This is a genomic window from Agrobacterium sp. 16-172Ci, from assembly GCF_053522725.1.
On sequence record NZ_JBNWBW010000027.1, the window covers coordinates 1 to 22,847 of the forward strand.

General features: G+C 59.9%; 24 protein-coding genes. 10 read left to right on the top strand and 14 right to left on the bottom strand.

The genetic code is table 11. From position 1 onward, the window contains the following. Positions 1–158: 158 nt before the first annotated feature. Together ACQZ40_RS20580 and ACQZ40_RS20585 are read right to left on the bottom strand one after the other, a co-directional pair. On the bottom strand, positions 159–1,148 hold the full coding sequence (locus ACQZ40_RS20580; protein ID WP_236775148.1) for an alpha/beta fold hydrolase: 990 nt from the start codon (positions 1,146–1,148) through the stop codon (positions 159–161). Between the two features lie 44 nt (positions 1,149–1,192). Next, a complete protein-coding gene (locus ACQZ40_RS20585; RefSeq protein WP_174000887.1) occupies positions 1,193–1,999 on the bottom strand; it encodes an SDR family NAD(P)-dependent oxidoreductase in 807 nt (268 codons plus the stop codon). 316 nt (positions 2,000–2,315) lie between these two features. Between ACQZ40_RS20585 and ACQZ40_RS20590 the strand changes: the two genes are divergently transcribed. Both ACQZ40_RS20590 and traR read left to right on the top strand, forming a co-directional pair. Next, on the top strand, positions 2,316–3,287 hold the full coding sequence (locus tag ACQZ40_RS20590) for an AraC family transcriptional regulator (protein ID WP_174000880.1): 972 nt from the start codon (positions 2,316–2,318) through the stop codon (positions 3,285–3,287). A 324-nt stretch (positions 3,288–3,611) separates the two neighbouring features. Beyond that, positions 3,612–4,316, top strand: coding sequence for an autoinducer-binding transcriptional regulator TraR (gene traR / locus ACQZ40_RS20595; RefSeq protein ID WP_174000879.1), 705 nt, complete (start codon positions 3,612–3,614; stop codon positions 4,314–4,316). A 10-nt stretch (positions 4,317–4,326) separates the two neighbouring features. Here traR and ACQZ40_RS20600 read toward each other — a convergent pair whose 3' ends face one another. From ACQZ40_RS20600 to traA, 5 genes are all read right to left on the bottom strand, one after another. Continuing rightward, complete coding sequence (locus ACQZ40_RS20600; RefSeq protein WP_174000878.1) at positions 4,327–4,635, bottom strand: transcriptional repressor TraM; 309 nt, start codon at positions 4,633–4,635, stop codon at positions 4,327–4,329. A gap of 315 nt (positions 4,636–4,950) precedes the next feature. Then, a complete protein-coding gene (locus tag ACQZ40_RS20605) occupies positions 4,951–5,562 on the bottom strand; it encodes a TraH family protein (RefSeq protein WP_174000877.1) in 612 nt (203 codons plus the stop codon). A 12-nt stretch (positions 5,563–5,574) separates the two neighbouring features. Next, a complete protein-coding gene (locus ACQZ40_RS20610) occupies positions 5,575–6,870 on the bottom strand; it encodes a conjugal transfer protein TraB (RefSeq protein WP_174038111.1) in 1,296 nt (431 codons plus the stop codon). Then, positions 6,782–7,321 (bottom strand): conjugative transfer signal peptidase TraF, encoded by a 540-nt coding sequence (gene traF, locus ACQZ40_RS20615; protein WP_174000875.1) that lies wholly within the window; start codon positions 7,319–7,321, stop codon positions 6,782–6,784. Before traF ends, ACQZ40_RS20610 begins: the two co-directional genes overlap by 89 nt. Continuing rightward, complete coding sequence (gene traA, locus ACQZ40_RS20620) at positions 7,318–10,620, bottom strand: Ti-type conjugative transfer relaxase TraA (protein WP_174000874.1); 3,303 nt, start codon at positions 10,618–10,620, stop codon at positions 7,318–7,320. Before traA ends, traF begins: the two co-directional genes overlap by 4 nt. A gap of 252 nt (positions 10,621–10,872) precedes the next feature. Between traA and traC the strand changes: the two genes are divergently transcribed. The 6 genes from traC (at position 10,873) to ACQZ40_RS20650 (ending at position 14,582) form a co-directional block, all read left to right on the top strand. Further along, positions 10,873–11,169, top strand: coding sequence for a conjugal transfer protein TraC (gene traC, locus ACQZ40_RS20625; RefSeq protein ID WP_174000873.1), 297 nt, complete (start codon positions 10,873–10,875; stop codon positions 11,167–11,169). Positions 11,170–11,173: 4 nt separating this feature from the next. After that, on the top strand, positions 11,174–11,389 hold the full coding sequence (gene traD, locus ACQZ40_RS20630; protein ID WP_162732719.1) for a type IV conjugative transfer system coupling protein TraD: 216 nt from the start codon (positions 11,174–11,176) through the stop codon (positions 11,387–11,389). Continuing rightward, complete coding sequence (gene traG, locus ACQZ40_RS20635; protein WP_174038107.1) at positions 11,376–13,319, top strand: Ti-type conjugative transfer system protein TraG; 1,944 nt, start codon at positions 11,376–11,378, stop codon at positions 13,317–13,319. Before traD ends, traG begins: the two co-directional genes overlap by 14 nt. Positions 13,320–13,364: 45 nt before the next feature. Then, positions 13,365–13,532 (top strand): hypothetical protein, encoded by a 168-nt coding sequence (locus ACQZ40_RS20640; RefSeq protein ID WP_448748598.1) that lies wholly within the window; start codon positions 13,365–13,367, stop codon positions 13,530–13,532. Beyond that, positions 13,498–14,013 (top strand): WGR domain-containing protein, encoded by a 516-nt coding sequence (locus tag ACQZ40_RS20645; protein ID WP_336510130.1) that lies wholly within the window; start codon positions 13,498–13,500, stop codon positions 14,011–14,013. The genes ACQZ40_RS20640 and ACQZ40_RS20645 overlap by 35 nt, the downstream gene beginning before the upstream one ends. A 71-nt stretch (positions 14,014–14,084) precedes the next feature. After that, positions 14,085–14,582 (top strand): thermonuclease family protein, encoded by a 498-nt coding sequence (locus ACQZ40_RS20650; protein WP_236766990.1) that lies wholly within the window; start codon positions 14,085–14,087, stop codon positions 14,580–14,582. Between the two features lie 35 nt (positions 14,583–14,617). Here the strand turns inward: ACQZ40_RS20650 and ACQZ40_RS20655 are convergent, their stop codons facing one another. The 3 genes from ACQZ40_RS20655 to ACQZ40_RS20665 all read right to left on the bottom strand — a co-directional run bounded on the left by ACQZ40_RS20655 (position 14,618) and on the right by ACQZ40_RS20665 (position 15,848). Further along, a complete protein-coding gene (locus ACQZ40_RS20655; protein ID WP_174000870.1) occupies positions 14,618–14,791 on the bottom strand; it encodes a hypothetical protein in 174 nt (57 codons plus the stop codon). A 259-nt stretch (positions 14,792–15,050) separates the two neighbouring features. Then, a complete protein-coding gene (locus ACQZ40_RS20660; protein WP_174038103.1) occupies positions 15,051–15,539 on the bottom strand; it encodes a hypothetical protein in 489 nt (162 codons plus the stop codon). Further along, positions 15,540–15,848: a DUF736 domain-containing protein gene (locus ACQZ40_RS20665; protein ID WP_112392071.1), complete on the bottom strand. Its 309-nt coding sequence runs from the start codon at positions 15,846–15,848 to the stop codon at positions 15,540–15,542. Between the two features lie 924 nt (positions 15,849–16,772). Here ACQZ40_RS20665 and ACQZ40_RS20670 point away from each other — a divergent pair. Further along, on the top strand, positions 16,773–17,264 hold the full coding sequence (locus tag ACQZ40_RS20670) for a helix-turn-helix domain-containing protein (protein WP_174000868.1): 492 nt from the start codon (positions 16,773–16,775) through the stop codon (positions 17,262–17,264). Positions 17,265–17,423: 159 nt separating this feature from the next. On the opposite strand, the gene ACQZ40_RS20675 is transcribed toward ACQZ40_RS20670, so the two are convergent. The 4 genes from ACQZ40_RS20675 to ACQZ40_RS20690 form a co-directional block, all read right to left on the bottom strand. Next, entirely contained in the window at positions 17,424–18,353 is a 930-nt protein-coding gene (locus tag ACQZ40_RS20675) for an ArdC family protein (RefSeq protein ID WP_174000867.1), read from the bottom strand. A 276-nt stretch (positions 18,354–18,629) separates the two neighbouring features. Further along, positions 18,630–19,217 (bottom strand): hypothetical protein, encoded by a 588-nt coding sequence (locus ACQZ40_RS20680; protein WP_174000866.1) that lies wholly within the window; start codon positions 19,215–19,217, stop codon positions 18,630–18,632. Between the two features lie 386 nt (positions 19,218–19,603). Then, positions 19,604–19,915, bottom strand: a complete 312-nt coding sequence (locus ACQZ40_RS20685; RefSeq protein WP_174000865.1) for a hypothetical protein — start codon at positions 19,913–19,915, stop codon at positions 19,604–19,606. 133 nt (positions 19,916–20,048) lie between these two features. Continuing rightward, a complete protein-coding gene (locus tag ACQZ40_RS20690; RefSeq protein WP_174000864.1) occupies positions 20,049–21,806 on the bottom strand; it encodes a ParB/RepB/Spo0J family partition protein in 1,758 nt (585 codons plus the stop codon). Between the two features lie 353 nt (positions 21,807–22,159). Here ACQZ40_RS20690 and ACQZ40_RS20695 point away from each other — a divergent pair, with 353 nt between their 5' ends. Further along, positions 22,160–22,708 carry a hypothetical protein gene (locus ACQZ40_RS20695; RefSeq protein WP_113090811.1) on the top strand — a complete coding sequence of 183 codons (549 nt, stop codon included), beginning with the start codon at positions 22,160–22,162 and terminating at the stop codon, positions 22,706–22,708. The last annotated feature ends 139 nt before the right edge of the window (positions 22,709–22,847 follow it).

Consider the following 22,847-nt stretch of genomic DNA (forward strand, 5'->3'; position numbering starts at 1 on the left):
TGCCCGGCCATCCACGTCTTTTCGTCATCGCTCATCGTCGCCAGAAAATCATCCCGAGGCGGAATGAACTTGCATAGATAGTTCTTCATAGTGTGCTCCTTTACTCGCGATCCTCAAAGCTGCGGATCTTCGGATGAATTGCCTCGCCGTCGTTGTCGTCAGACCTTCTTCGTGTTTCTTATGAAGGCCGCGATCTGAGATGCGGCGAGTTCCGGGTACTGGAAATGTGCCCCATGGCCGGCGCGCGGATAGGTGATCAGGCTGAGCGTGGGGAACTCCCCGTTGAGGGCGTACCAGTTTTCGACCGGGAACGAGATGTCGTGGTCGCCATTCAGGTGCAGGATAGGCACGTTGGTGTGCTTCAGCGCATTCAGTACATCCTCGGAGGGGATTACCGGATTTGGCGGTGACGCGGGAACTTGCTGCTTTGCCCAGTCTGCCGGCACATCGGGGCTTCTGATGTTTTCGTCGGAGAAGATCCGATCGAACGATTGTTTCGATGCTGCGCGGCTTGCCGCATCATTGGGTTCGAAGAACAGCTCGGTATATTGCTTGAGCGTCGCTGGTCCCTGCGTTCCCACATCGAGGAAGCGCTGCTCACCCGACTTTACCAGCTTGCCTGGCGGAACGCCCGCAATCAGAACAGCATGGCTGACCGACGCGCCGAACATGGCCACATAGATTTCCGCAACAATAGCCCCATACGACCATCCGCCGATCACCACGTCCTTCAGGCCAAGCCCGTCGATAAGATCCTTGGTATCCTTCAAAAGAGACATCGGATTGTAGGATTTCTCGCCTGTCGAAAGACCCATACCGGAATAGTCGAAGGTCACGACCTGGAAGCCCTGCGAAGCCAGCGCATTGATGAATGCCGGATCCCAAAGACCCAGAACGCCGCGGAAGCGGTGAGCCAGGATAATCGGCTTGCCCGCGCCAGCCGATTGGTAAGCGAGTTTGCGGCCGCCCACTTCGATGAAATGCGTTGTCGCCGCAGTTAGAGGTTTCGCGCTGGCCATCGTGGCCGAAGGCCAAGCAAGTCCCGCTATGGAGAAGCCAGCCAGCGCAGCCGCAGCCCCTCCCACGCGCAAGGCTTCGCGACGCGAGTGGCCGCCGACTAGGCTCTGGGAAGAGAGATACGTTTTCATAACGTGCATCCAGTTCATCTGACAACGCTAATCGAGAGTTTGGGTCAGGCCGCCTTCGACACGCTCTTGAGGATCGAGCCTTCGAACATCTTCGGCGCATAGGTCTGCAGGAACAGGAACATGCCGGTCATTTTGCCGACCGGATTGCTGAACTTGGGTTCCTTTGCCGCGATCAGGTCGGCGATCTTCTTGACGACGGCGTCCGGCTTCTCAGCATCGTCAATGCCCTTCTGGGTCGCAGCATTGGCCTGCTTCCGATAGGTATTGTAGTCGGCGATGGTGCCGGCCACCGCCTTGATCGCGTTGCTGCCGAGATTGGTCTTGAACCAGACCGGCTCGACCATGCTGACCTTGATGTTAAAAGGATTCAGCTCAAAGCGCAGCGCCTTGAAATACCCCTCAACAGCGTGCTTCGAAGCCGCGTAGAAGGAAAGGTTCGGCGGACCGATCAAGGCAACGATCGAGCTGACCGTGATGATCTTGCCGGAACGCTGCTTGCGAAAATATGGCAGGATCGCATTCGTAACCTTCACGGTTCCCCAGAAGTTTGTTTCGAACTGCTTTCGCGCCAGGTCGAGTGGCGTCTCTTCGGCAAGGCCCGTCAGCATATAGCCGGCATTGTTGACCAGGACATCCAGCTGCTTCACATGCTGAAAAAGCTCACCCGGAAGGGCCTCGATCGACGCGTCATCGTCGATATCCAGACGGATCAGCTTGAAAGGGGCTTTGCCCGCATACTTTTCGGGTTCACGGCTTGTGCCGATGACTTTGAAACCCTGTGCGTGAAGTTTGTTGGCGAGCATCAATCCGAAGCCAGATGAGGCACCGGTGATGAGAACGGTCTTTGACATGTCATAGCTCCAGTCGCAGCAACTGCGGTTAGATGTTTTCGTGAGACATATATGCCTCGCATGCTTCGTCTTTTCACTAGCTGAACATGCCAAAGAAAATGCGGATCGCGCCAAACTCAGTGATGGTGTCGTGCCCGGAATTGGCAGGATGCTGCCGCAGCACCGCTCGTATAGAGTATGCAGATTGGCGCCATTCGCGATTGTGCTGGCGTGATCTGCCGGATAAAATGGAACGATGACGGACACCCCACCAATGACCCCTGGCCGATCGATTTCGACGCTAGACTACGCCGTTTGGCCGGGTTGGCGACTACTGATGCAAGATGCGGGATTGAATGCTCCGCCCATCCTGCGCCGCGCCGACTTGCCAGGTGACTTGTTTGCGCGTGACCAGGTTCGCCTGACCTCACCCGCGTTCTTCAACCTCTGGACGGCCATTGAGGAGGAGGCGCGGTCCCTCGATCCTGGCTTGCCTGCTCCCTTGCGGATTGCGAAGGTCATGACCAGCGACTGGTTTGATCCCGAGTTGTTCGCCGCCTTGTGCAGCGCCAACCTCGGCAACGCCATTGAGCGAATAGCGCAGTATGTCCGGTTGATTGCCCCTATGACAATACAAGTCGAGCGGACAGCAGCGCGGGCAACTGTTATAATCGACTTCCTCGACCAGACAAAACCACCGCCCGCCGTGTTCCTGGCATTCAAGCTGGTTTTCTTCGTCCAACTTGCACGCCTTGCAACGCGCACCGCCGTGAAGCCGCTTAAAGTCGCTTGGCCACTTTCGACGGATGCGCCCGAGAGAGACACTGTCTTGTACGAAGACTTCTTCGGCGTCCCGGTCGAAGATGCGACGCTGGCGGCCCTGGTGTTCGACGCAGCAGACTTTGATCGTCCGTTCTTGACTGAGAACCACAAAATCTGGCTATTTTTCGAGCCTTCCTTGCGCCAAAGGCTAGCTGATCTAGATCGGACCGCAAGCATGGTCGAAAGGGTCAGGAGCGCACTGCTCGAAGCACTGCCAGCCGGTGATGTGTCCATGCAATCGGTCGGCAAAAGATTAGGGGTAGGGAGCCGCACGCTGCAGCGAAGGCTACAGGAGGAGGGCACATCGTTCCAACGAACCCTCGATTCTGTGCGATCGTCGCTAGCGGATCACTATTTGCGCAAGACCGCGATGTCGAGTGCCGAGATCGCTTTGCTGCTGGGCTTCGAAGATGCGAACTCATTTGTCAGGGCGTTTCGAATATGGACAGGCGCAACGCCTCAGTCTGTCCGCCGGAGTATATCGTAAGCGATGCCATCACGGCGTCTGGCCATCACGTTGTCAGATGTTTTAACCCCAGGATGCTGCAACTGTGCGATCGACGGGAGCGGCTGACCTGGGCGAATAGAAATACGCGAGCACTCTCTTGATCATGCTATCCGGAGTATATAGTATTGAAATGATAGTAACTTCCGATCAAGTGTGCTACTGGCTTTGAAAACAATCTCTTTTGGGACTGAGATAGCCGAGTTCCATAAACTGGATTATGCAACTTAGGATTGTATTAGAATTTGAATATGTTTTTGCGTGCACCTCGTGACCTGTCCTACCTGACAAATTACGGAGTAAAATATGCAACATTGGCTGGACAAGCTAATCGATCTTGCTGCGCTTCGGGGCGACGAGAATGTTCTCAAGGATGCTCTCATCCGTCTTGCCCACGAAGCGGGCTTCTCTAGCTATGCCTATTTATACATCCGGCCGGGGCACACGATCGCCTTATCAAATTATCCTTCCGAGTGGCGTTCGATATATTTTAATCGCAAATTCGAGGCAATCGACCCAATCGTAAACCGCGCAAAGTCTCTGAAGCGAGTGTTCACTTGGAGCGGAGAGGATGAACGGCGGCACCTGTCCAAGCAGGAGCGGGCGTTCTTAGACCAGGCCGCGGATTTCGGGATCCGCTCTGGAGTCACCGTCCCCATTCGAGCGGCCAACGGATCGACTTCCATGTTCACGCTCGCCTCTGACAAATTCTCAGTTGACCTCGGACGCGATATCGATCCAGTCGCCGCGGCCGCCGCTGTTGGGCAGCTGCACACCCGCATGACCCTGTTGCCCCTAACGCCGACTGCACAGCACCCGGCCTGGCTCGACCCGAAGGAGGCCGCGTACCTCAACTGGATCTCAGTCGGCAAGACGATGGAAGAAGCCGCCGATCTCGAAGGCGTCAAATACAATTCCGTGAAAAGCAAACTGGAAGAGGCGAGAAAACGCTTCCAGATCCATACGATGCCGCACCTGGTGGCACTGGCTATCCGTGCTGGCCTCATCTAGCCGGGAATTCTCAATTGACCGACACCTTCGGGATGTAGCCCAGAACGCCAACCAGTGCGCTAACTGCGCTCATCTGCGCATGCATCTCGATCATCGCTTCGATGTATTCGAGATGCTGATCGCCACCGACCGATTTTCCAGTCTGATAATCCTCCGGCAGCGCCTGGAAAAACTGATCCGCCTTTTCGACGAGTTGCCTGTGCAGCCGAATGGCATTTACTGTCAAAGTCTCGATGTCCGAGTTTGGCAGCCCGCGCGTCAGCCCGATCACCGGGCGCAATTCACATGTGTCCGACACTGCTGAATCTTTCAAATCCATAGGTGATCCAACCCTTAGATATAGTCTGCGGTGCGCCCCCGCAAACGTTAATCTCTGATCCCAAGCCGGGGGTTGGAAACTGTACTCGGACAGTCCTGCGACCTTTAGCACCGGAGCACCTGGACATACGTCGCAGGCCCACCGGCCAATGGCCAGAGGATTCTGGTGTCGCATCGGCCGACACCAACCGCCGAGTAAGGGTTTCCACACCCCTGGGCGGCGCGTACCGCCCTACCTTGTCTTATAAAAGCTCCAGACTGTTTCCGCTAGGGCAATGGAAAACAATCGCCTTGCAGATCTGCAGACTGCCAGGATTCACGGCCTTGCACCGATCCCGGAAAGGTCGATCCTGATGCCTGCCTTGTTCGAATCAGGTCCAACTTCGGTCGCACCGTCGTCGTTTTCAGAGGCACCGCTTTGGTCGGGCTTTACGGGATCGACCGCTTCAGGCCTAGCAATTTTCTCCTGCCCCGGATCCTCCGCGCGAAACACAGCCACTCCTTCGAAATACCCGGTCTGCCAGGCAAGGACCGCATCATCCATGACCTGTGGCAGGACTTCTTTCGCTGTGGGATTGCCATACCATTCCAAAACGATGCGAAAGACCTTGGCGAAGAGCGCCGTCCCCATGCGGATATTCTCACAAGGCTCAACCATATCCGGCTTTAACTGGCCAGCCTCGACGATGCCGACGCCTGCTGGATATTGTGTGATCCCAACGCGAACGGTGTTGCGACCGAGATTGTTGCGGATCACAGCCAGTGCCTCCTCCGCCGTTGTTGGCTTCGGCACCAGCACGACGCGGTTGCCGGAGCGCACGGTGATGGCGAGAGGGTCCTGCGATCCGGCACGGGTGATAAACTGCTCGACGATCGCGGGCTTCAGGGTAGGATCGGCGCATTGTTGTATAAGGACGGCATCGAACATCTTGGGTACTCCTTATGTGTTGAACGCCATAACAACGGGCAGGCCGAAGAGTCTTGCCCAGGCTGAGACGCTCGCTTTCTGGATGGCGACGATCGAGGTGTTTTCCGTCCACCAGCCATTGCCAACGGCAACGATCACCTCGGGCGCGTGCAGCATCGATTGCAGGATCGGCCAAAGGATAAGCTGCTCGTAGCAAATCAGCGGCGCGATCCTCACTCCGTCAACCTCGACCACCGGATTGCCGAAGAAGTCTGCTTTCGCGCCGCCACCCTGCCCGGTCCATTGCAACCAGGGCTGCCACATCGAGCCCGGGACAGGCATGCGCTCGCGATAGAGGACATCAGCGGCGTCGGCCGAGATCACCACCATGACATTGTCATAGCCCTTGGGATCAACGACTGCAGCACCTGCGATAACGGTGAGATCGGATCCCCGCAGGACCTCCCGCCAGACACGTTCGACCGTGGGCGTCCAGAAGCCGAGCGTGCTTTCCGGCAGCACCACAACATGCGTGTCCGGATACGCAGCAATTCTCCGGTGCACCGTTGCGATCAGGTCACGGTGATGCTGAAGCGATCCGTCACGACCGAGGCTTTGAGCTTGCTGAAGGTCGACGCCCCTCCATGCATAAGGTAGTTTCAGTTCCGTCCACGTCGCGGCGGACCAGAGCCAGAATCCTCCAAGGATGACGGCTGCGGCCGGCCAAAGCCTTGTCGTCATGATGAGCAGGCCGGTCGCCATCGCGGACAGTCCAAACCATCCCCAGCCGGGAAACAACACACCGGCAGCTGTCAGGGGATGCGCCCAACCAGTGATACCGAACGGCGGCAGCCCCGTCAGCGCCATCGCCGATAGATAGCGCACTGCCCTCGCCGAATCCGCACCCCTCTTCCCGGACGCGAATTCGTCACGACGCTTCATCCAGAGTGCGGCATGCGCGCCAACAAACGAGACGCAAGCCATCACCCAAAGCACCAACCCGGGCCAAAGATCGGCGGCATAGAAGTTGGCCACGCCCTGCGGCAATCCGCGGGAGGCCGCCAGGAAATAGCCCGCCGCAACAAGTGCGACGATCGTACGTGACGGCGCCATTGCCCAGAGCAAAGGAAAGAACGTGGCGAGCGGGAGAAGAAGCACCTCCCCGCTCCAGCCGATCCACCCAACGGCCATGGACGCAATGATTGGGAGGATGGATTTCGAGCGATCAGTCAGATGATCGTCACTGCGATCCCGGGTCGAAGGTGAAGACGGGCCGCGCCAGGCCGAGAAGACCTGAATCCGGAACCGGGCTAAAATATCGACTATCATAGGAGCTCGCAAAGGAGGAGTGAAGGAACAGATGATGCGGCGGCACGACACCGCCGGGGTGAGACGTCAACGCCCTGCCGTCGCCGTCCCTTCCGCGGACATACGACGCGGGAACCGAGCGACCATCGATCAGCACGTGATCGGTGATTTCGACACGCTGCCCAGGGAGCGCCGCAACTGTCTTGATCAGCGGCGCAACTCCACCGGGGCACAGCCCTCGGCGCAGGTATCCGCGCCGCCGTGCTTCTGCGAAGACGGCTGTCATGGGTGGGCATAAAAACACCAGATCGCCGATAGCGACGGGACGCTGAAGCTTTTCGATGCGCCAGAGGCCGAGCGGTTCGCTTGGGGTCAGATTCAGCCGATAGCCACCCGTGAACGCAGCCGCCGCCAGTGTGGATATGATGACGGCGGAGCCGGTCAGAAACAGCAGAACTCGTCTCTGCCTCATTGTTTCTGTACCGGCGTCTGGCGTTGTGTGAGCCGCTGTTCCTCGGCCAGCTTCAGTGATTGGACAGTGCGCTCGTGGACCGCGAGCTGTTGCGCCGTGCGCATAACCGGCCAGGCTTGTTTTAGCTGCTCCTTCTGCTCCGGCTTCATACCCTCGGAAAGCTTTTCGTACAGCTTTCCGGAGGGCTCGCGCGCGGCGTTGCTCAGCAGCGTCCGCTCCCCGAACCGTTCGGTAACGGCTTTGTTGAAACCGTCGATTTCGAGCTTGGTTTCACGATTGCTGAGCGCGTAGGCCATCGCCGCTGGCAGATCGTTGCGGTCTATTGCATCACGCACCCGCTCCAGCACGACGCGCGCTGCCGGCGATAGCGCCGGAATGTCGATCGAGACCCTTTGGCGAAGCGCCTGCTCGTCCGCCTGAACTCTCAGTCTAGCAGTCTCGCGCATCCGAAGATATTGCTCAAGATCGCGCTTGAGAGCAGGCACATTCACCTCGGCGACGCGACGCGCCTCGCGCTCCGACTTGGTGGCGAGAATGCCGGTCTTGCCCTTCATTGGACCGATAGATCCCGGCTCAGCCTCCAGCTTCTGCAAGATCTGCTTCGCCACCTCCTTGTCTGCCAGAACCGCATCGAAGTTCATCGCGCGGAAGGCGGTTTCAGGATCGGCGAAAACGTAAGTGAAGCGCGCCGAGACCTCCTCCCATTGCCGCTTCAGGGACGGATCTGCACCGAGCCTGTCACCGACCGTATCGGCTACCGAGCCTGAGAATGTCTTGATGCCTGCGACCATGGGAGCGGCCTCCTTCATCGGTTGAGTGTGTAGGGATTGAGTGACCCCGAGGCGGACGGCCAAGGCGGTAAGACGCTGGCCGAGATCGACCAGTTTTGCTTTCTGGCGCAGTGTCCAGTCGAGCCGGTCGCGTACCAAGGTGCGAGCGACCTGCACGATGTGAAGGCCGCGGGCCACCGCGAAGCGCAGTGCCTCGCGATAGAGCTGGCCGCGCTCGTAATCGAGCGTCGTCTCCTTGGCGTTCGTTCGGGAGAGAACCTTGGCCAGCCCGCCATTGAAGGAGAAGGACCGCGTTCCGTAGTAGAGCTGCAGATCCTCGCGATGGCGGGTCATCGCCACATAGGTCAGATGCCGATCCAGAGACAGGGAAGCGAGCACCTTGACCCTGTCAACGGTGGCGCCCTGGGACTTGTGGATCGTCGTAGCGTAGCCGTGATCGAGATTGTTGTAGAACCGCTGTTCGACGATCACCTGGCGCCGCTGATCGCCCTCGCCCACCGTTGCGACGATGCGGTTTGCTGCGGCCTCTACGACATGTCCGATCATGCCATTCTTGACGCCTAGCGATCCCTCGTTTTTCAGGAAGACGATCTGGTCGCCAGCGTCGAAACGGCGTTCGCCGTCGGCGGTCCGGAACAGATGGCCTTCTCCGAGAATGCCGCGTTCGACGAGCTTTTCGCGGGCCATGACATTGAGCGTGCGAACATCGCGGCGCAGATGGGCGAGGATCAAGGTCGACTTCGTCTGATCGTAGCCGTGGTTCCAGTCGGCGATCAGGCGGTCGACAGCTTCGGCCTTCAGACGCTCGCCCGTAATCCTGACATTGGCACCATAAGCACTCAACGCCTTTTCGACATTGCCGCGTGCGAGATCGAGCGACGCCTTGCGCATCCAGCCCTCGCGCTGGCGATAGATGGTTTCGAGTTCGGCATAGCCAATGCGATCGACGATGGCGCGGAAAGCGGCCCCGGCCTCGATCGGCTGAAGCTGCTCCGGATCACCGACCAGCACGATCTTCGCGCCCGACCTGACCACGGCATCGACGAAGCCCGCCATTTGTTTCGAGGCAACCATGCCGGCCTCGTCCATGACGAAGATCGTCTTGTCGTCCAGACCATCACGGCCTCGGTTCCAGCGCAGCTCCCATGACGCAAGCGTGCGGCTCTCGATTCCGGCTTCCTTTTCCAGACCCTCGGCGGCTTTGCCGGCAAGCGCTCCGCCGACCACACGATATCCAGCCAGCTCCCACGCTTCGCGGGCCGCCTTCATCATCGTGGTCTTGCCGGCGCCGGCGCGTCCGACAACCGCGGCGATCCGGGCAGGTCCTGCAATGCGCTCGATCGCCGCTTTCTGCTCATCGGACAGCTGTTCATGCCGCTTGAACGTAGCGTCCAGAGCGGAGTGGGAAACGCCCCTTCCCTCCCGGTTCGACAGCCACATCGCCTGCCGCGCCATCGTCGCTTCCAGCCGGATCATCGCCCGCGTCGAATAGCGCGCCGGCAGCTTTTCGCCGGTGGCGAAATCGATCGTCTCGCGCTGCAGCCGCAACACGTCCGGGTTCAGGATGATCTTCAACATCAATTGCTGGAAGAGCGCGGGGTCGTCGATATAGCGATGCAAGACCTTCGCTATATCGCGTTCGTCGAAGACGCTCTTTTCTCGAGTGATCAGGTCGAGCACGATGGCAGGATTGCGCAGGATCCGGCGGGTGTTTTCCGAGCGTCGTTGCTCGTTCAGCTCGACCCGTTCCAGTTCCGGGCGAACACCCCTTTGCTCCGCCTTGCGCTCGATCGCCTTGGCCCCGACGCCAAGGTGGATGGTGGGCTCAAGATCGATACCCTGCTTCTCGTAGGAGCGGCCATCGATGCGCAAATCGACACCGCCAAGCGCCAGGTGATGGTTCAACCGCTCGAACCATCCGTCTCGCAACACATTGAAGTCATCGGTCGATCCGGCCCAGAGTTCGTAAAGGATCTTGCCGGATTTCGTTCGCACCGGCCGGCCGTCCTCTCCGATGACAGCGATTTTCTTCGACCCGAACCCGTCGTCGGAGAGCGGCCGCAATGTCGTCATCAGGTGGATATGCGGATTGCCGGGATTGTCGTGATAAACCCAATCGGCGACCATGCCCTTCGCCAGGATGTGTTTCTCGACAAAATCCCGGACCAGGGCGATGTTCTGCTCCGCCGAAAGTTCCAGGGGTAAGGCAATCGTCAGGTCACGGGCAAGCTGTGCATCGGCACGTTTCTCGAAAGCTTCGACCGTGTTCCAGAAGGCTTCCGACGCTCCGGCGACAGACCGATCAGCGACCAGTGAACGAACCCATTTCGGGGCATCGGCTGGAGGCACGAATTCCTCGTGGAGCAGGCCCTGCTTGCGGGTGTAATCAATGGTGCGGGCCTCGCGCTCGTACTCCATCTTCGCGCAGTGCCGATAGGCGGCAGAGAGCACCGCGCTGCGGCCCGAGCCGCGGCTGACGATGTTGGCTGAGAAATGGGCGATGGCCACGGCGAAGAGCGCTTCCGGTTAGAACCAAGTTCGTCGGGAGTGGCGGTAGAGCCCGGTCTCACCGGACCGAGAAGCAACGCGTCGCATCGCGACGTATAATTGCGCCCTTGGAGCCATTCCTTCGGAACGGCGGGATCATTCACAAAAGCATCGCCCTTGGCGATCTGCAGATCTGCAGATTTCAATTCAGGCACATCCGGAAGAATCTGGGCGTCACAAGTGCAACGCCCAGACTTCAAAGGAGCAACCGGAATGAAGAAACCGTCATCGAAGATCAGGGAAGAAATCGCCAGATTGCAGGATCAGCTGAAGCAGGCCGAGACCCGTGAGGCCGAACGCATCGGGCGCATCGCACTCAAGGCCGGTCTGGGGGAAATCGAGATTGACGAGGCAGAGCTTCAGGCGGCCTTCGAGGACGTCGCCAAACGGTTTCGCGGAGGCAAAGGTCTTGCGACCGGGAAGAAAGACGCTGGAGATGGCCGAACCGCAAGCGGGACGTCGGCGGCGCTCGCGCCTGGCGCGGATGCGGGCGGGGCTGGTGAGGTTTGAGCGCATGGCTAAAGCGATGACATCAGATGCGCGCAAGAAAGACACGCGGGAGAAGATCGAGCTCGGCGGCCTGATCGTCAAGGCCGGGCTGCGCTACGAGAAGCGTGCTCTGCTCCTCGGCCTGCTGATCGATGCCGGCAGGCGGATCAAGGGCGACGAGATAGAGAAGGCTCGACTGATGGCAATCGGCGCGGAGGCCTTCGGCAATGACGGCGAATAGGCTGCTTCTGGCAATCCTGCCCGCGGCAATCATGGTCGCAGCCATGATCCTGATATCAGGCACGGAACATCGGGTGGCGGCGCTCGGAACAACAGCGCAGGCTAAGCTGATGCTAGGAAGGGCTGGTCTCGCCCTGCCCTACGTCGCGGCAACCGCAATCGGCGTTGTTGCGCTGTTCGCCGCAAATGGCTCGACGAATATCAAGGTCGCCGGTCGGAGCGTGCTCGCTGGAAGTGCTGTGGTCATCATCATCGCCATTGTACGCGAGGCAATCCGCCTGGCCGCTATCGCCAGCAACGTGCCAGCCGGGCAATCGGTTCTCGCCTATGCCGATCCGGCAACGATGATTGGCGCGGGCCTGGCCTTCATCGGAAGCGTCTTCGCTTTGCGGGTTGCGGTCAAGGGGAATGCCGCCTTCGCAATGGCAGCCCCGAAACGGATCGGTGGTCGGCGCGCTGTCCACGGGGATGCTGACTGGATGAAAATGCAGGAGGCTGCAAAGCTGTTTCCCGAGCACGGTGGGATCGTCATCGGCGAGCGATACCGCGTCGATCGCGATAGTGTTTCCACAATGCAGTTTCGCGCTGATGAACCGCAAAGCTGGGGTGCCGGCGGCAAGTCACCGCTGCTCTGCTTTGATGGTTCCTTCGGATCGTCGCATGGCATCGTCTTTGCCGGATCCGGTGGATTCAAGACGACCTCGGTGACGATCCCAACCGCGCTCAAATGGGGCGGCGGTCTCGTTGTGCTGGATCCGTCGAGCGAGGTCGCGCCGATGGTTTCCGAACATCGACGTCAGGCCGGCCGCAAGGTGATCGTGCTCGATCCAACAGCGTCTGGTGTCGGCTTCAACGCGCTCGACTGGATCGGTCGTCATGGCAATACCAAGGAAGAGGATATCGTCGCCGTCGCGACGTGGATCATGACCGACAATGCACGCACGGCATCTGCCCGCGACGACTTCTTCAGAGCCTCGGCGATGCAACTCCTGACGGCTTTGATCGCCGACGTCTGCCTGTCAGGACACACCGATGAAAAAGACCAGACGCTGCGCCAGGTTCGCGCCAATCTGTCCGAACCCGAGCCGAAGCTTCGAGCTCGTTTGACGAAGATCTATGAAGGGTCGGATTCGGATTTCGTGAAGGAGAATGTCTCCGTCTTCGTCAACATGACGCCGGAGACATTTTCCGGTGTCTATGCCAATGCAGTCAAGGAAACACACTGGCTGTCCTATCCCAACTATGCCGGTCTGGTGTCCGGCGACAGTTTCTCGACCGACGAGGTCGCAGACGGCGAGACTGACATTTTCATCGCGCTCGATCTGAAAGTGCTGGAAGCCCATCCGGGCTTGGCGCGCGTCGTCATCGGTTCGCTGCTGAACGCAATCTATAACCGCAACGGCGATGTGAAGGATCGCACCCTTTTCCTGCTCGACGAGGTGGCACGTCTCGGCTATCTGCGCATCCTCGAAACCGCGCGCGATGCAGGCCGCAAATACGGCATCACGCTGACGATGATCTTCCAGTCGCTCGGCCAGATGCGCGAGGCTTATGGCGGGCGTGATGCGACGAGCAAATGGTTCGAATCCGCGTCGTGGATTTCGTTCGCGGCGATCAACGATCCTGATACTGCAGACTACATCTCCAAACGATGCGGTGACACCACAGTCGAGGTCGACCAAACCAATCGCTCGTCCGGAATGAAGGGATCGTCGAGGTCGCGATCAAAGCAGCTCAGCCGCCGACCGTTGATTCTTCCGCATGAGGTTCTGCGCATGCGCGGCGACGAGCAGATCGTCTTCACCTCAGGCAATGCACCCCTTCGATGCGGGCGCGCTGTCTGGTTCCGCCGCGAGGACATGAAGGCCTGTGTCGGAGAGAACCGGTTTCACAAGAACTCTTCCGGCACGGATGAACCGGCTGTGCAATAGATCGAGGACCCAACGGTGAGATATTGGGAAGCATGCGAAGCACAGGTGAGCGCGGCCGAGGCGATCGATGAATGCCGCAAGCACGGCATCACGGCGGTGGTACGTGAAGCCGACGGCGCGCTGATCGACAAGGACAGTGGGGAAGTCATTGGCCTTCCCGACGACTACGGAGAGTTCTATGGCGGCAATGTCCTCGGCTTCCTCGGATATTGATCGACGTTTGTTCGCGCTGATGGCGCGTGGCATTCGCGGGAAGATCGTGACCCGTATGGGCGAAGACCTCTGGGCTTCGTTCGCCTCAGCGGATAGAGCTGAACGCCGCAGGCGGACCGCCCACAGTGTTCACCGGAACTTCACGAAAACGAATCGGTCAGACGCAATCGATTCATATCTCTCGTTGGACGAAAATTGGCGGCCGAGCGATTATGCTGCCATGCTCACTCAACCCTATCAGCTCTATGTGGAACGCACGGACGAAGCGCGCAACATGGCCCGCTTCTATGCCATGACGATCGAGCCCAACCTGTTCGGCGAAATCTGCCTGACACGCCGATGGGGCCGGATTGGAGCCCAGGGCCAGATGAAGACCCAGCATTTTGCCAGAGAGCAAGATGCGGTCACTACCTTCCTGGATCTTCTCCGCCGCAAGCGAACCCGCGGATACCGGGTCACCCGTTCGGCAGCCCGTCATTGAAGGTCGGAGATCTCTCGCAGACACTGGCTAACATCCACACATCGACTACGATAAATAGGAGCATTCGACGCTTGGCATATTCGCATGGTCTCCGGCTTTTCTTCCGGAAAAAGAGAGGGCGGCGCAACCTCACTATGCGCGGCATAGTGCTCCGCACCATGTTCATGATCGCCCTCGCGGCCAGTGCTGCGTCGATGACACTGGCCGCACCGAATATTGCTGCGACAATGTTCGGGAAATGCACCGGCGGCCATCGGACTGCCTGCGTCGTTGATGGTGATACGCTGTGGATCGATGGCACGAAAGTCCGAATTGCCGACATAGACGCACCTGAGATCAGCGAGCCCAAATGCCCCTCGGAACTTGCTCTGGGAACCCGAGCGACCGAGCGATTGATCGAACTGGTCAACCAAGGTCCATTCGAAATTCGAGCATGGCCCGGTCGCGACACGGATCGCTATGGCCGAGCACTTCGGGTTCTCGTGCGAAATGGCCATAGCCTCGGCGATATCCTGGTCTCGGAAGGACTGGCCCGGACCTGGACAGGCCGTCGGGAACCCTGGTGCTAGACGGCTCGGCCGGTTAAGGCCGAGCCGGTCGGCGCTCACTGGCGCCGTTCCCATTCGGTCTCGATATTGAACTCGACGTCTGCGAAAAACGGGATCTTGATAGCGATCTTCAGACCGAGCTTTCCCTTGCGGAAAAGGTGACAGACAATCTTTCCGAGGGTGCGAAGACGGCGGCCGGTGGCGGAAAGGAATTTTGCGAGCTGTTGCATCATGGATCTCCGGTTGATTGCGCTTCATTGCGGGGATGATGGGCGGACCGGGAAGGAGGGCTGCACCCGCAGGGCTGAAGTGGAGCGGAGGACCTGATGGCGACTGAATTTTGGTCCGCGAGGAGCCGGAGGCGGGGAAAATTCTGGCGTTATCAGGTTGCAGCCAGACGCCCGGGACGCACTATCCCTGATGTCAATGAAATGGGATCGACATGAGATCTGCGACAGCGTGTGATGAAGACGCGGTTGACGCCGCCCCTCAGAACGGTGGCTCCGCATCGACGCGGCCGTCCAGCTCGGCTATCGCGACCGTCAGTTCGGCCTGCGCGAGATCGAGCTCGGCTTCGATCTGGCGGCGCTCGCAAGGCTCCAAAGCATTACGCAATTCCGCACGAAGTTCTTTGATCTGGCATTCGATTTCGTAGGTCATTGTCTGATCTCCTATGTGAAAGACGATCAGCGGCGCCGGAAAGGGAATGACGATGTCAGGGATCGCTGAAGCGACCGGCAGCGCCGGGGAGTGGGGGAGCCGATTTCGTGTTGGCGGCTCTGCTGCCAATTCGAAATTGGGGGCACCGCTCATCCTTGACGTCGGCAATCCCGTCGGCATCATCATCGGATACTGAGCAGGTTTTTCCTCCTCTCCGTATGGCACCCAAAAAAGCCGGACCTCGCTCGATGCGTGGTCCGGCTTGAAATCTCGGTTAGAGGAGAAGGCTCCGCCGGTGGCGGAGCCTTGTGATGTCAATCAGTCCCGGTTCGGGCGAGACCAAATGAGCTGGAGGCCATCTTCGCCTTCGACCTCGGCGAGCGTTGCGTAGATGGGGGCCGGGAAGCTCGGATCGTCAAGCTTGACCGAGAGGTAGTCGCGGCCCTCGCCCGAGGTCTTCTGCCAGGCGGCGCCCAGTTCGACGCTCCCTGCGTAGACGCGGAACTGTGGGCCCTTGTCGGAGGAGTTCTCGACCCGGACGATGCGGGCCTTGACGTTGAGGGCGAGAGTGCGGATGGAGCCGGTGAAGCCGTTTTCGGTGGAGGTGAAGGTGCCGATGGTTGCCATTGTCGTATTCCTTTTCTCAAGTTCGGGCCGCGCCCATCGCGGTCTCGATGGCTGTCGAACAGACCGGTGACGATCGGACCGCACCCAGCCGGGGTCCCCGGCGCGCCTGCGCGCTGGGGTGGCATTGGGCCGCAATGAAATGGAGGGCGGCAAGTCGCAGATTTGTTAGTCGGCGAGGAGGAAGGTGCAGCCTTCCGGGGTAAGAAATCTGAGGCTGCCGTTGCGGGAAGACGATCGAGGCGCAGCCGGTCTCCGGTCAGACATGCCTCATCGAGCCCGCAGATGGGTCGCCGAAAACTCTGACGGGAAGGGATATGGCAATGGCATTCGACACGTCGCGCTTCCTCCCGAGGTATCCCGCCCTATCAGCCACTCGAAACTTGTCGTTACAATGGGGATCTCGAAGGAACGTTTCCACGGTATCGCGTTCCCACACGCTGCATTTCTCGACGTTCTGGGCACCGGGTAGGTTTTAGCCGGAGCTGTTGGGATTAATGTCCAGGCCGTCTCTTTCGTGACGGTATCGACCCCAGTCGAAAGTGCCGAAGCCGCTGTCGATGCCCAGCAGGGGCACGCTTCGACCGGAACGCCTATCCGGTATTATCGAACAGGTGGTCACTTAGACCGAAATTGCTTCAAAAGCTCGTTGATTGCAGCACCAAGGCCCTACAGCAGGGAAAAATGGGCCAGTTTGTATGGACAAATTTGTCCATGACGCCTGGTTATACTCCAGCATCCTGCTTCCGCTGATCCTATATCACGATTGCTTACTACTTCAGTGGACATCACAGCCCACACCGCGACGGGTCTTGAATGTCCATACGTATGCCCCCATATGTCCATACGTGATCAGGGGCCTTGCCCTTTATTTCCAGTCATTTATGCCCGAAATACAGGTCACAAACAAGCCACAAGGAGGCCAAAGTGACCGAAGAAGTAGAAAATAAGCCGGCCAATGAGGATGCCGACAAGAAGGACGATAAGGTCCTGATCAAGAAGTGGGGCAAAGAGGCGATCGACGTGGGATACACCGTCCTGCCGAAGGCCTTGCTTCAAGGCCAGGCGCGTCTGAAGATCAATGCTACGGATCTTGCCGTCCTCATCCACCTGATTGAGCATTGGTGGCGGCCCGACGAAATGCCCTGGCCGAAAAAAGCGCGCATCGCCGAGCGGCTCGCCGTCACTCCCAAGACCGTTCAGCGCTCGATTGCCAGGCTCGAGGAAGAGGGCTTGTTGAAGCGGGTCAACCGTTTCAACAATGGCCGACGGATATCGAACGAGTACGATCTCTCGCCCTTGGTCGAGCGAATCAAAGCAATTTCTCTGGACATGGCCAAGGCGAAGGAAGAGGCCACCCAGGCGAAACGAAAGGCTGTCCGACCCGGTGCGCGCAAACGCACGCAGGCTGCAGCTTGAGGGGTGCACAGAGATGAGTGTTGGTCTTTATGAATACATATCGCTTGCCGTAGCGGTCGCCGCGCTCTTAGTCGCGATTTTACAGCTTCGATCGCGCTGAAGCCTCGGGAAGGGCCGCCACCAGGCGGCCCCTCGACAAGTCCGGATGCGCTGCCGCGCTCAAGCTGCAACCTTATCCGAAATCGTTTCACCCCCCTGAAGCCCGTGGAGATAGGCAACAGCGCGCTGTGCGTGCGCTGCCGCCTGGAAGATCGCCCGCTTGTCGTTGGCCAGCACCGAGAGCCACGACTGCAGATACGATGCATGATCCGGCCTCGGCTCAAGCTCCGGCGCGATACCGAGGTCAGCGCATAGGAAGCAACTGCCGAGCTCGGCAATGAGTTCCTCCCGCGCCCGCTCCGTCCGGTCCTTGGCATAGCGCGCCAGGTCACGTCCCACGCGATGTTCCGCCGCCGTCCAGTGGGTCGCCTCATGAGAGAGGACGGCCGCATAGCCGGCAGCATCGCGAAATGCCTCGAAGGGCGGCATCTGGATGTAGTCCATGACGGACGAATAGTAGGCCTGATTGCCGCCGTGACGGATGACTGCACCGGTATTGCGGAAGAAGCGATCGGCGCGCTCGATCCGCTCAACCGGATCAAGGACCTTGGCCAGCGGCGCATAATAGCTAGCGGGCAAACCGTCGATTTGCTCGACATTGAACACTGAATAGGCCTTCAGGAAGGGGATCTCCCGATCGACCTCGTTACCGTTCCCGTGCGCTTCGGACTTGGTGAAACGGCTGGCGAAAACGACGGTTGAGCCAGCCTCGCCCTTGAGTACGGCCCCGCCCAGTTCGAGCGCCTGCTTGAAGGTCATCCACATCGACGAGGCGAAGCCGCGCGACATCTGCTCCGACCATAGGAGGAGCACGTTCATGCCCGAATAGGGAAGGCCGTTATGGCGCACCGGCCGGGTAATGCGGCCATCGGTGTTGGCGACGCTCCATGGCTTCATCCAGGGGCGGACGCCTCTCTCAAGATCCTCGACGATCCGATCGGTGATCCGCGTGTAGATGTCCGCGCGACCCGCTTCTGATTTCTTTGTCATGACTTTTCTCTCCTTTTCAGAGACCGCGCCTGTCGCAGTCCGTCACGGAGGTTCGACGTCAGGGGCCGATGGTGTGGCCATGCACCGGAACGGCCGCAACAGCGTGGAGGACGGCAAAGCCGTTGCATGGGCACCCGGCTCCTGCAGGACCGCCGAGCGGGACGGGCCGCGACAGTCGCGTCTCCAGGTTTCCTGTTCGACATGAGAAGAGGCCGATGCTCTAGGCACCGGCCTCGGATCAGGAAAAGAAGGCGGGGTGCGTCCCCGCCAAATGTGTCATCCGAATGCGGCCATCTGAACTTCCGCTGCTTTGCGGTCGAGCGATGCGCCCGGGTGTTCGACCGGCCGGTCGAAGGGTTTCCAGGTCTCGCCGACGACCTGTTCGTAGGCTACCACCGCGCCTTCTGCTGCCATCCGCAGCGCGTGGGATTGGATACCCATGTCGGCCGCAAATTCCCGCTTGCGCTGGGCAGCACTGTCGTAGCCGACCGGACCATCGAGATCCTCGTCGCGGGCATCATTCGACGCCTTGGCTGTCGCGTCGCGTGCCTCGGTGACGGCGCGGGAGTAAAACTGTCCGGCGCCATGCGCCGATCCGACGAAGGCCCCGACGATACGCTGCAGATGGATTTGCATAGCCTTATCGCCGAGCCCTTCGGAGAGGCTGTCGGCGGTCTCGACGATCAGCCGCTCGTGCAGACTGCGGATGCCTTCGCTGTCGACAACTGTGGTGCCGAAGCTTTCGGCGATCTTGAGTGCCTGGGCGGTGTCTGGGCAGGAGAGGCGGACCATTTCGAGGGTTGCTCCTTTGCGAAGTTGCGAGATCCGTGCGTTGGAGCGGTTTGGAGTTGCGGGCTTGGCCATGTCTGTTCCTTCCTTGGCTGCCGAAGCGGTTCCGGCCCGTGCCGGTCTGCCCTTCGATGCGGACGACCAGGAACCGGCAAAGGACGGGCGGCTTCACAGGTCCGATCCGGCTGAGCCAGCAGGGCAGGTTTGCGGGCAAGCAGGTTTTGACCTGAGCAGACGGCGAGCCTGCCCTCGCGCAGGGAGGCTGGGTCGGCCGCCACGCGGCGCGACAGCGGCCTTGAAACGCCCGGCCGCCGGTTTAGACCGCAGCGAACAAGAAGGGCAAGTCCAGCACGGCCCGATATCTGGCTCTAGCGGGAAGGAACACACGCGGCCAAACCCGCCACGCCGATGACATCGAAGCCGGGCAAGTTCAGCACCAGTGGCTACGTTTCCGGGCCTGCCTATGTCGCCGGACGATGCAAAGGTCGCTCGTCGCCATGCTGCAGTTCACCGATGACACTCTCTTGCATCGCCAGCCTGCGGCGGATCATGTCGAGTTCGACCCAACGCTCGAAGGTGAGGCGGTCGACGAGCTCCTGATGGCAAGTACGACGACCCGATCGGCGACGCGCTCGGCTCCGGGCTTTCACCGTCGTCGTCTGCCTTCCCGCGCGAGCTATAATTTGCCGGGTGAGACATTCCAGATGCCGCTGGATCTCACGCCGGGCGACGATTGCTTTCGTCAGCGGTCTCGAAGCGCGGACGTCGATCATCGCCCATCCCCCGAGCTTCGCCAGCCGATGAAGGAGGAGGGCCTGTGGACGGATAGACCGTCCGCACTGGTGGCAAACTCCACCCCCGAGAAATCGGGGGTGGGCGCTGTCATGTTCGACTGGGAGACGGCGGTCATGCTGCGTCCCTCTGATCGAAGCCGGCGTCGGGCTCTTCGTGGTCAGAAAGATCTGTATCCTGCAGATCGTCCTGATCCGCAGCCCCGTCGAAGTGCCCTTCCTGATCCTCGGCTGGGTCGTCAACATGATCGCCACCGTCATCTTGCGAGGCCGCGCCGACAATGTCCGTAGCTGAGCTCGCCCGGATCCAGTCGAGCAACTCGTCGGCTGGCGGTGCGAAGCGCGCAGTAGCATGGACGAAGTGCTCGTTCGCGAAATGCTCGACGAGCGCTGCACGGGTTTCACGAACCTTGGGCCGAGGCTGCACGGATGCCTCGGCGCACGATGCTTCCATCGCCTGGCGGGACAAGCAGAGGAGGAACTCCTCCGAACCCATGTTCGGCAGGAATTTATCGGCTCCGATAGCCTCGCCGGCGATGCGCGAGACCATACCGCTGTTCGACATACCGCGGCGGCACGAGAAGACATCGATCAGCACGGAGCGAACGGCGATCCGCAGGGTGTCCTGGTCAAAGGCAAGCTTTCCATGCTCATCGAACAGTGCCACCGCATGGCGCGAGAAGCGCTTGCCGGAATAAAACGTCCCATCTGCACCGGAGTCGACGCGGACGTTCTGCCCGGCAAAGGCCAGCACTAGCAGCGCCATCAGCATGTCATCCTCGATCGGCGCACGGCCGAGCGCATCATGCAGCGCGTCGGTGCGAAAATCCCCGATCATGTCATGGCCCTTCTGGGTCACGTCGGGCCGAGACTTCGGCGAGGCAATCGCGTCGCCATCGTTGCTGTCCGCCGTGGAGCCGTCTCCAGCGGCGCCCTTCGGCTTGGCCGCCTCGGGCATGCGGTAATGCACTGTCTGCACCTTGCCGTCGCGATCGAGGTAGAGCGCGGTGTAGTCGGACTTGGACGGTTTGCCGTAGACTTGCGCCGCCTTCTTCGGCAGCTCCGGCTGGCCCCAGCTGTTGACCTCGACGATGGCGCCACGCTTGGGAAGGTTGGCGGTCATCCATTCATGCTGGGCGCCGAGAAAGCCTTCGACATTGGTGGTGTAGCGCCCGTCCTGGTCGGCTGGCGCGAAGAGGTCTTCGACCCACTCGATGCCATAGGCTTGAGCCAGATCGTCACCGAAGTTCGCATCCCGGGCATACATGCGCTTCTTCGTGAGCGCATTGGCGATCTGCCACCACGGAGCGGTGTCGCCCTTCTTCGGCTTGTGCGCCTTCCAGACTTCCTTCTGGTCGATCTGACCGGCGGCAGCGATGATCCGCAGCTGCTGCTCGGACGGCATGTCGCCCAGCGCCATCTGTTCGAGCATGGACGGCAAGACGTTGGCGAGCAGACGCAGCTTGCGGATCTGGCGAACAGGAAGCGCGAGAGCGACCGCAATCGCTTCTTCGGTCCAGCCGAGCGCAACGAGACGTTCGATGCCGCGCCACTGATCCACGGGGTTGAGCGCTTCCCGAACCGAGTTTTCGACCATCGAGCGCATGGCGCCATTGTCGTTAGCGGCATCCACGACAAGAATTTCGATCTCTTCCAGGCCGGCGGCGATGGCCAATCGCACGCGACGATGTCCGGCGTCGATGATATAGCCGTTTCCGCCATCGGTTTCGGGGGCAACAACCGGCGGCTGGACGATGCCAACGGCCTTGATCGTTGCCAGCATCAACGCATCGGCCTGTGGCGAGGATTTCGACTGGCGCATCCGGTCGGGATTTTCCTTCAGTGCACGCGGGTCAACCTTCATGATCTGCATGGGATTTGTCCTTATCTAGAGGGTTCCGGACCGGCGCCTTGCCAGCCCTTCCTGTCTTCATATTTTCTCGAAGACACCTCCCGGACCGCCGAGCGGCCGGACTGCCGCAACTGCGGCCGAGCATCCCTGCTGGGCAGGACAAGCGGGGCTGCCAGCCCTGCGAAGGACAAGCGGCCGGGATCGCGCAGGCGGCGGTTGAGCGATAGCGTCGGCAGGAGGACCGATCTGCGACCGCACCCTTCATTTCCCTGCATCTCCTCTCCTTTCCATTGCAGGCAAAGCTTGTTTCGGCTTAATCGATTGTTGTTGCGGCGCATCGTTCGAAATCGATCGTTCGAACCGAGGGGGGAAAGATGGACGAAAAGGACGAACCGGTAGAGCCCCGGGGCCTTGGGCCACGTTGGAACATCAGGCCTCAGGGCCAAGCGCAGATTGGTGGTGTGATTCTGGGGGAAGTTTTAGATGCGCTAACCGGAGCCAGTGCCTCCTTGTTAAGGGATCTCGGAATCAAGGCGAAGCTTGGTCCCTTCGATCTCTCCATCGCTGTCGGTCAATCGCGCGAGACCGTCGATGAGCGATTGAAGAAGATCGACGCCGCACGACAAAACATGCGCGAGGCGCTCGAGGCAATTGACGAACTGGGAATCCAGGCCGACAGGAACAAGGCGGAGCTTTCGACGCTTGCCGCAGCGATAGCAGCTGCAAAAGATCAGAAGTCGACTTTGGTGACGGAAGCGCAAGCACTTGAGGCTTTGAAGGCTATTGAGACGGAAGCAGTCCGAAAGGCGCTGGGCGTACCGACGAAAGCGCAACGGTGGGCAGAGCGCGGTATCGCCTTCTTGCTCGGTGTGCTGGGCTCGTATGTCGCATCCGTCTTATGGCAAATGACTTGGCCACAGTAAGACACCAAGAAAAAGGGCCGCCGGTGAAAACCGCGGCCCATGAAGTGTGGAGATCTAAAACCTCCAGAGGGGAACAGCTGCTGCGACGGAACTGGGAGGTGACCGCCATGTGCATCAGCTGAGGGCGTTATGCCTGAAT

What these genes read in the sequence shown, in the direction of transcription:
- ACQZ40_RS20580 (WP_236775148.1), bottom strand. Translation starts at nt 1,148, where the DNA reads ATGAAAACGTATCTCTCTTCCCAGAGCCTAGTCGGCGGCCACTCGCGT.
- ACQZ40_RS20585 (WP_174000887.1), bottom strand. Translation starts at nt 1,999, where the DNA reads ATGTCAAAGACCGTTCTCATCACCGGTGCCTCATCTGGCTTCGGATTG.
- ACQZ40_RS20590 (WP_174000880.1), top strand. Translation starts at nt 2,316, where the DNA reads ATGCAAGATGCGGGATTGAATGCTCCGCCCATCCTGCGCCGCGCCGAC.
- traR (WP_174000879.1), top strand. Translation starts at nt 3,612, where the DNA reads ATGCAACATTGGCTGGACAAGCTAATCGATCTTGCTGCGCTTCGGGGC.
- ACQZ40_RS20600 (WP_174000878.1), bottom strand. Translation starts at nt 4,635, where the DNA reads ATGGATTTGAAAGATTCAGCAGTGTCGGACACATGTGAATTGCGCCCG.
- ACQZ40_RS20605 (WP_174000877.1), bottom strand. Translation starts at nt 5,562, where the DNA reads ATGTTCGATGCCGTCCTTATACAACAATGCGCCGATCCTACCCTGAAG.
- ACQZ40_RS20610 (WP_174038111.1), bottom strand. Translation starts at nt 6,870, where the DNA reads ATGATAGTCGATATTTTAGCCCGGTTCCGGATTCAGGTCTTCTCGGCC.
- traF (WP_174000875.1), bottom strand. Translation starts at nt 7,321, where the DNA reads ATGAGGCAGAGACGAGTTCTGCTGTTTCTGACCGGCTCCGCCGTCATC.
- traC (WP_174000873.1), top strand. Translation starts at nt 10,873, where the DNA reads ATGAAGAAACCGTCATCGAAGATCAGGGAAGAAATCGCCAGATTGCAG.
- traD (WP_162732719.1), top strand. Translation starts at nt 11,174, where the DNA reads ATGGCTAAAGCGATGACATCAGATGCGCGCAAGAAAGACACGCGGGAG.
- traG (WP_174038107.1), top strand. Translation starts at nt 11,376, where the DNA reads ATGACGGCGAATAGGCTGCTTCTGGCAATCCTGCCCGCGGCAATCATG.
- ACQZ40_RS20645 (WP_336510130.1), top strand. Translation starts at nt 13,498, where the DNA reads ATGGCGGCAATGTCCTCGGCTTCCTCGGATATTGATCGACGTTTGTTC.
- ACQZ40_RS20655 (WP_174000870.1), bottom strand. Translation starts at nt 14,791, where the DNA reads ATGCAACAGCTCGCAAAATTCCTTTCCGCCACCGGCCGCCGTCTTCGC.
- ACQZ40_RS20665 (WP_112392071.1), bottom strand. Translation starts at nt 15,848, where the DNA reads ATGGCAACCATCGGCACCTTCACCTCCACCGAAAACGGCTTCACCGGC.
- ACQZ40_RS20675 (WP_174000867.1), bottom strand. Translation starts at nt 18,353, where the DNA reads ATGACAAAGAAATCAGAAGCGGGTCGCGCGGACATCTACACGCGGATC.
- ACQZ40_RS20680 (WP_174000866.1), bottom strand. Translation starts at nt 19,217, where the DNA reads ATGGCCAAGCCCGCAACTCCAAACCGCTCCAACGCACGGATCTCGCAA.
- ACQZ40_RS20685 (WP_174000865.1), bottom strand. Translation starts at nt 19,915, where the DNA reads ATGATCGACGTCCGCGCTTCGAGACCGCTGACGAAAGCAATCGTCGCC.
- ACQZ40_RS20690 (WP_174000864.1), bottom strand. Translation starts at nt 21,806, where the DNA reads ATGCAGATCATGAAGGTTGACCCGCGTGCACTGAAGGAAAATCCCGAC.
- ACQZ40_RS20695 (WP_113090811.1), top strand. Translation starts at nt 22,160, where the DNA reads ATGGACGAAAAGGACGAACCGGTAGAGCCCCGGGGCCTTGGGCCACGT.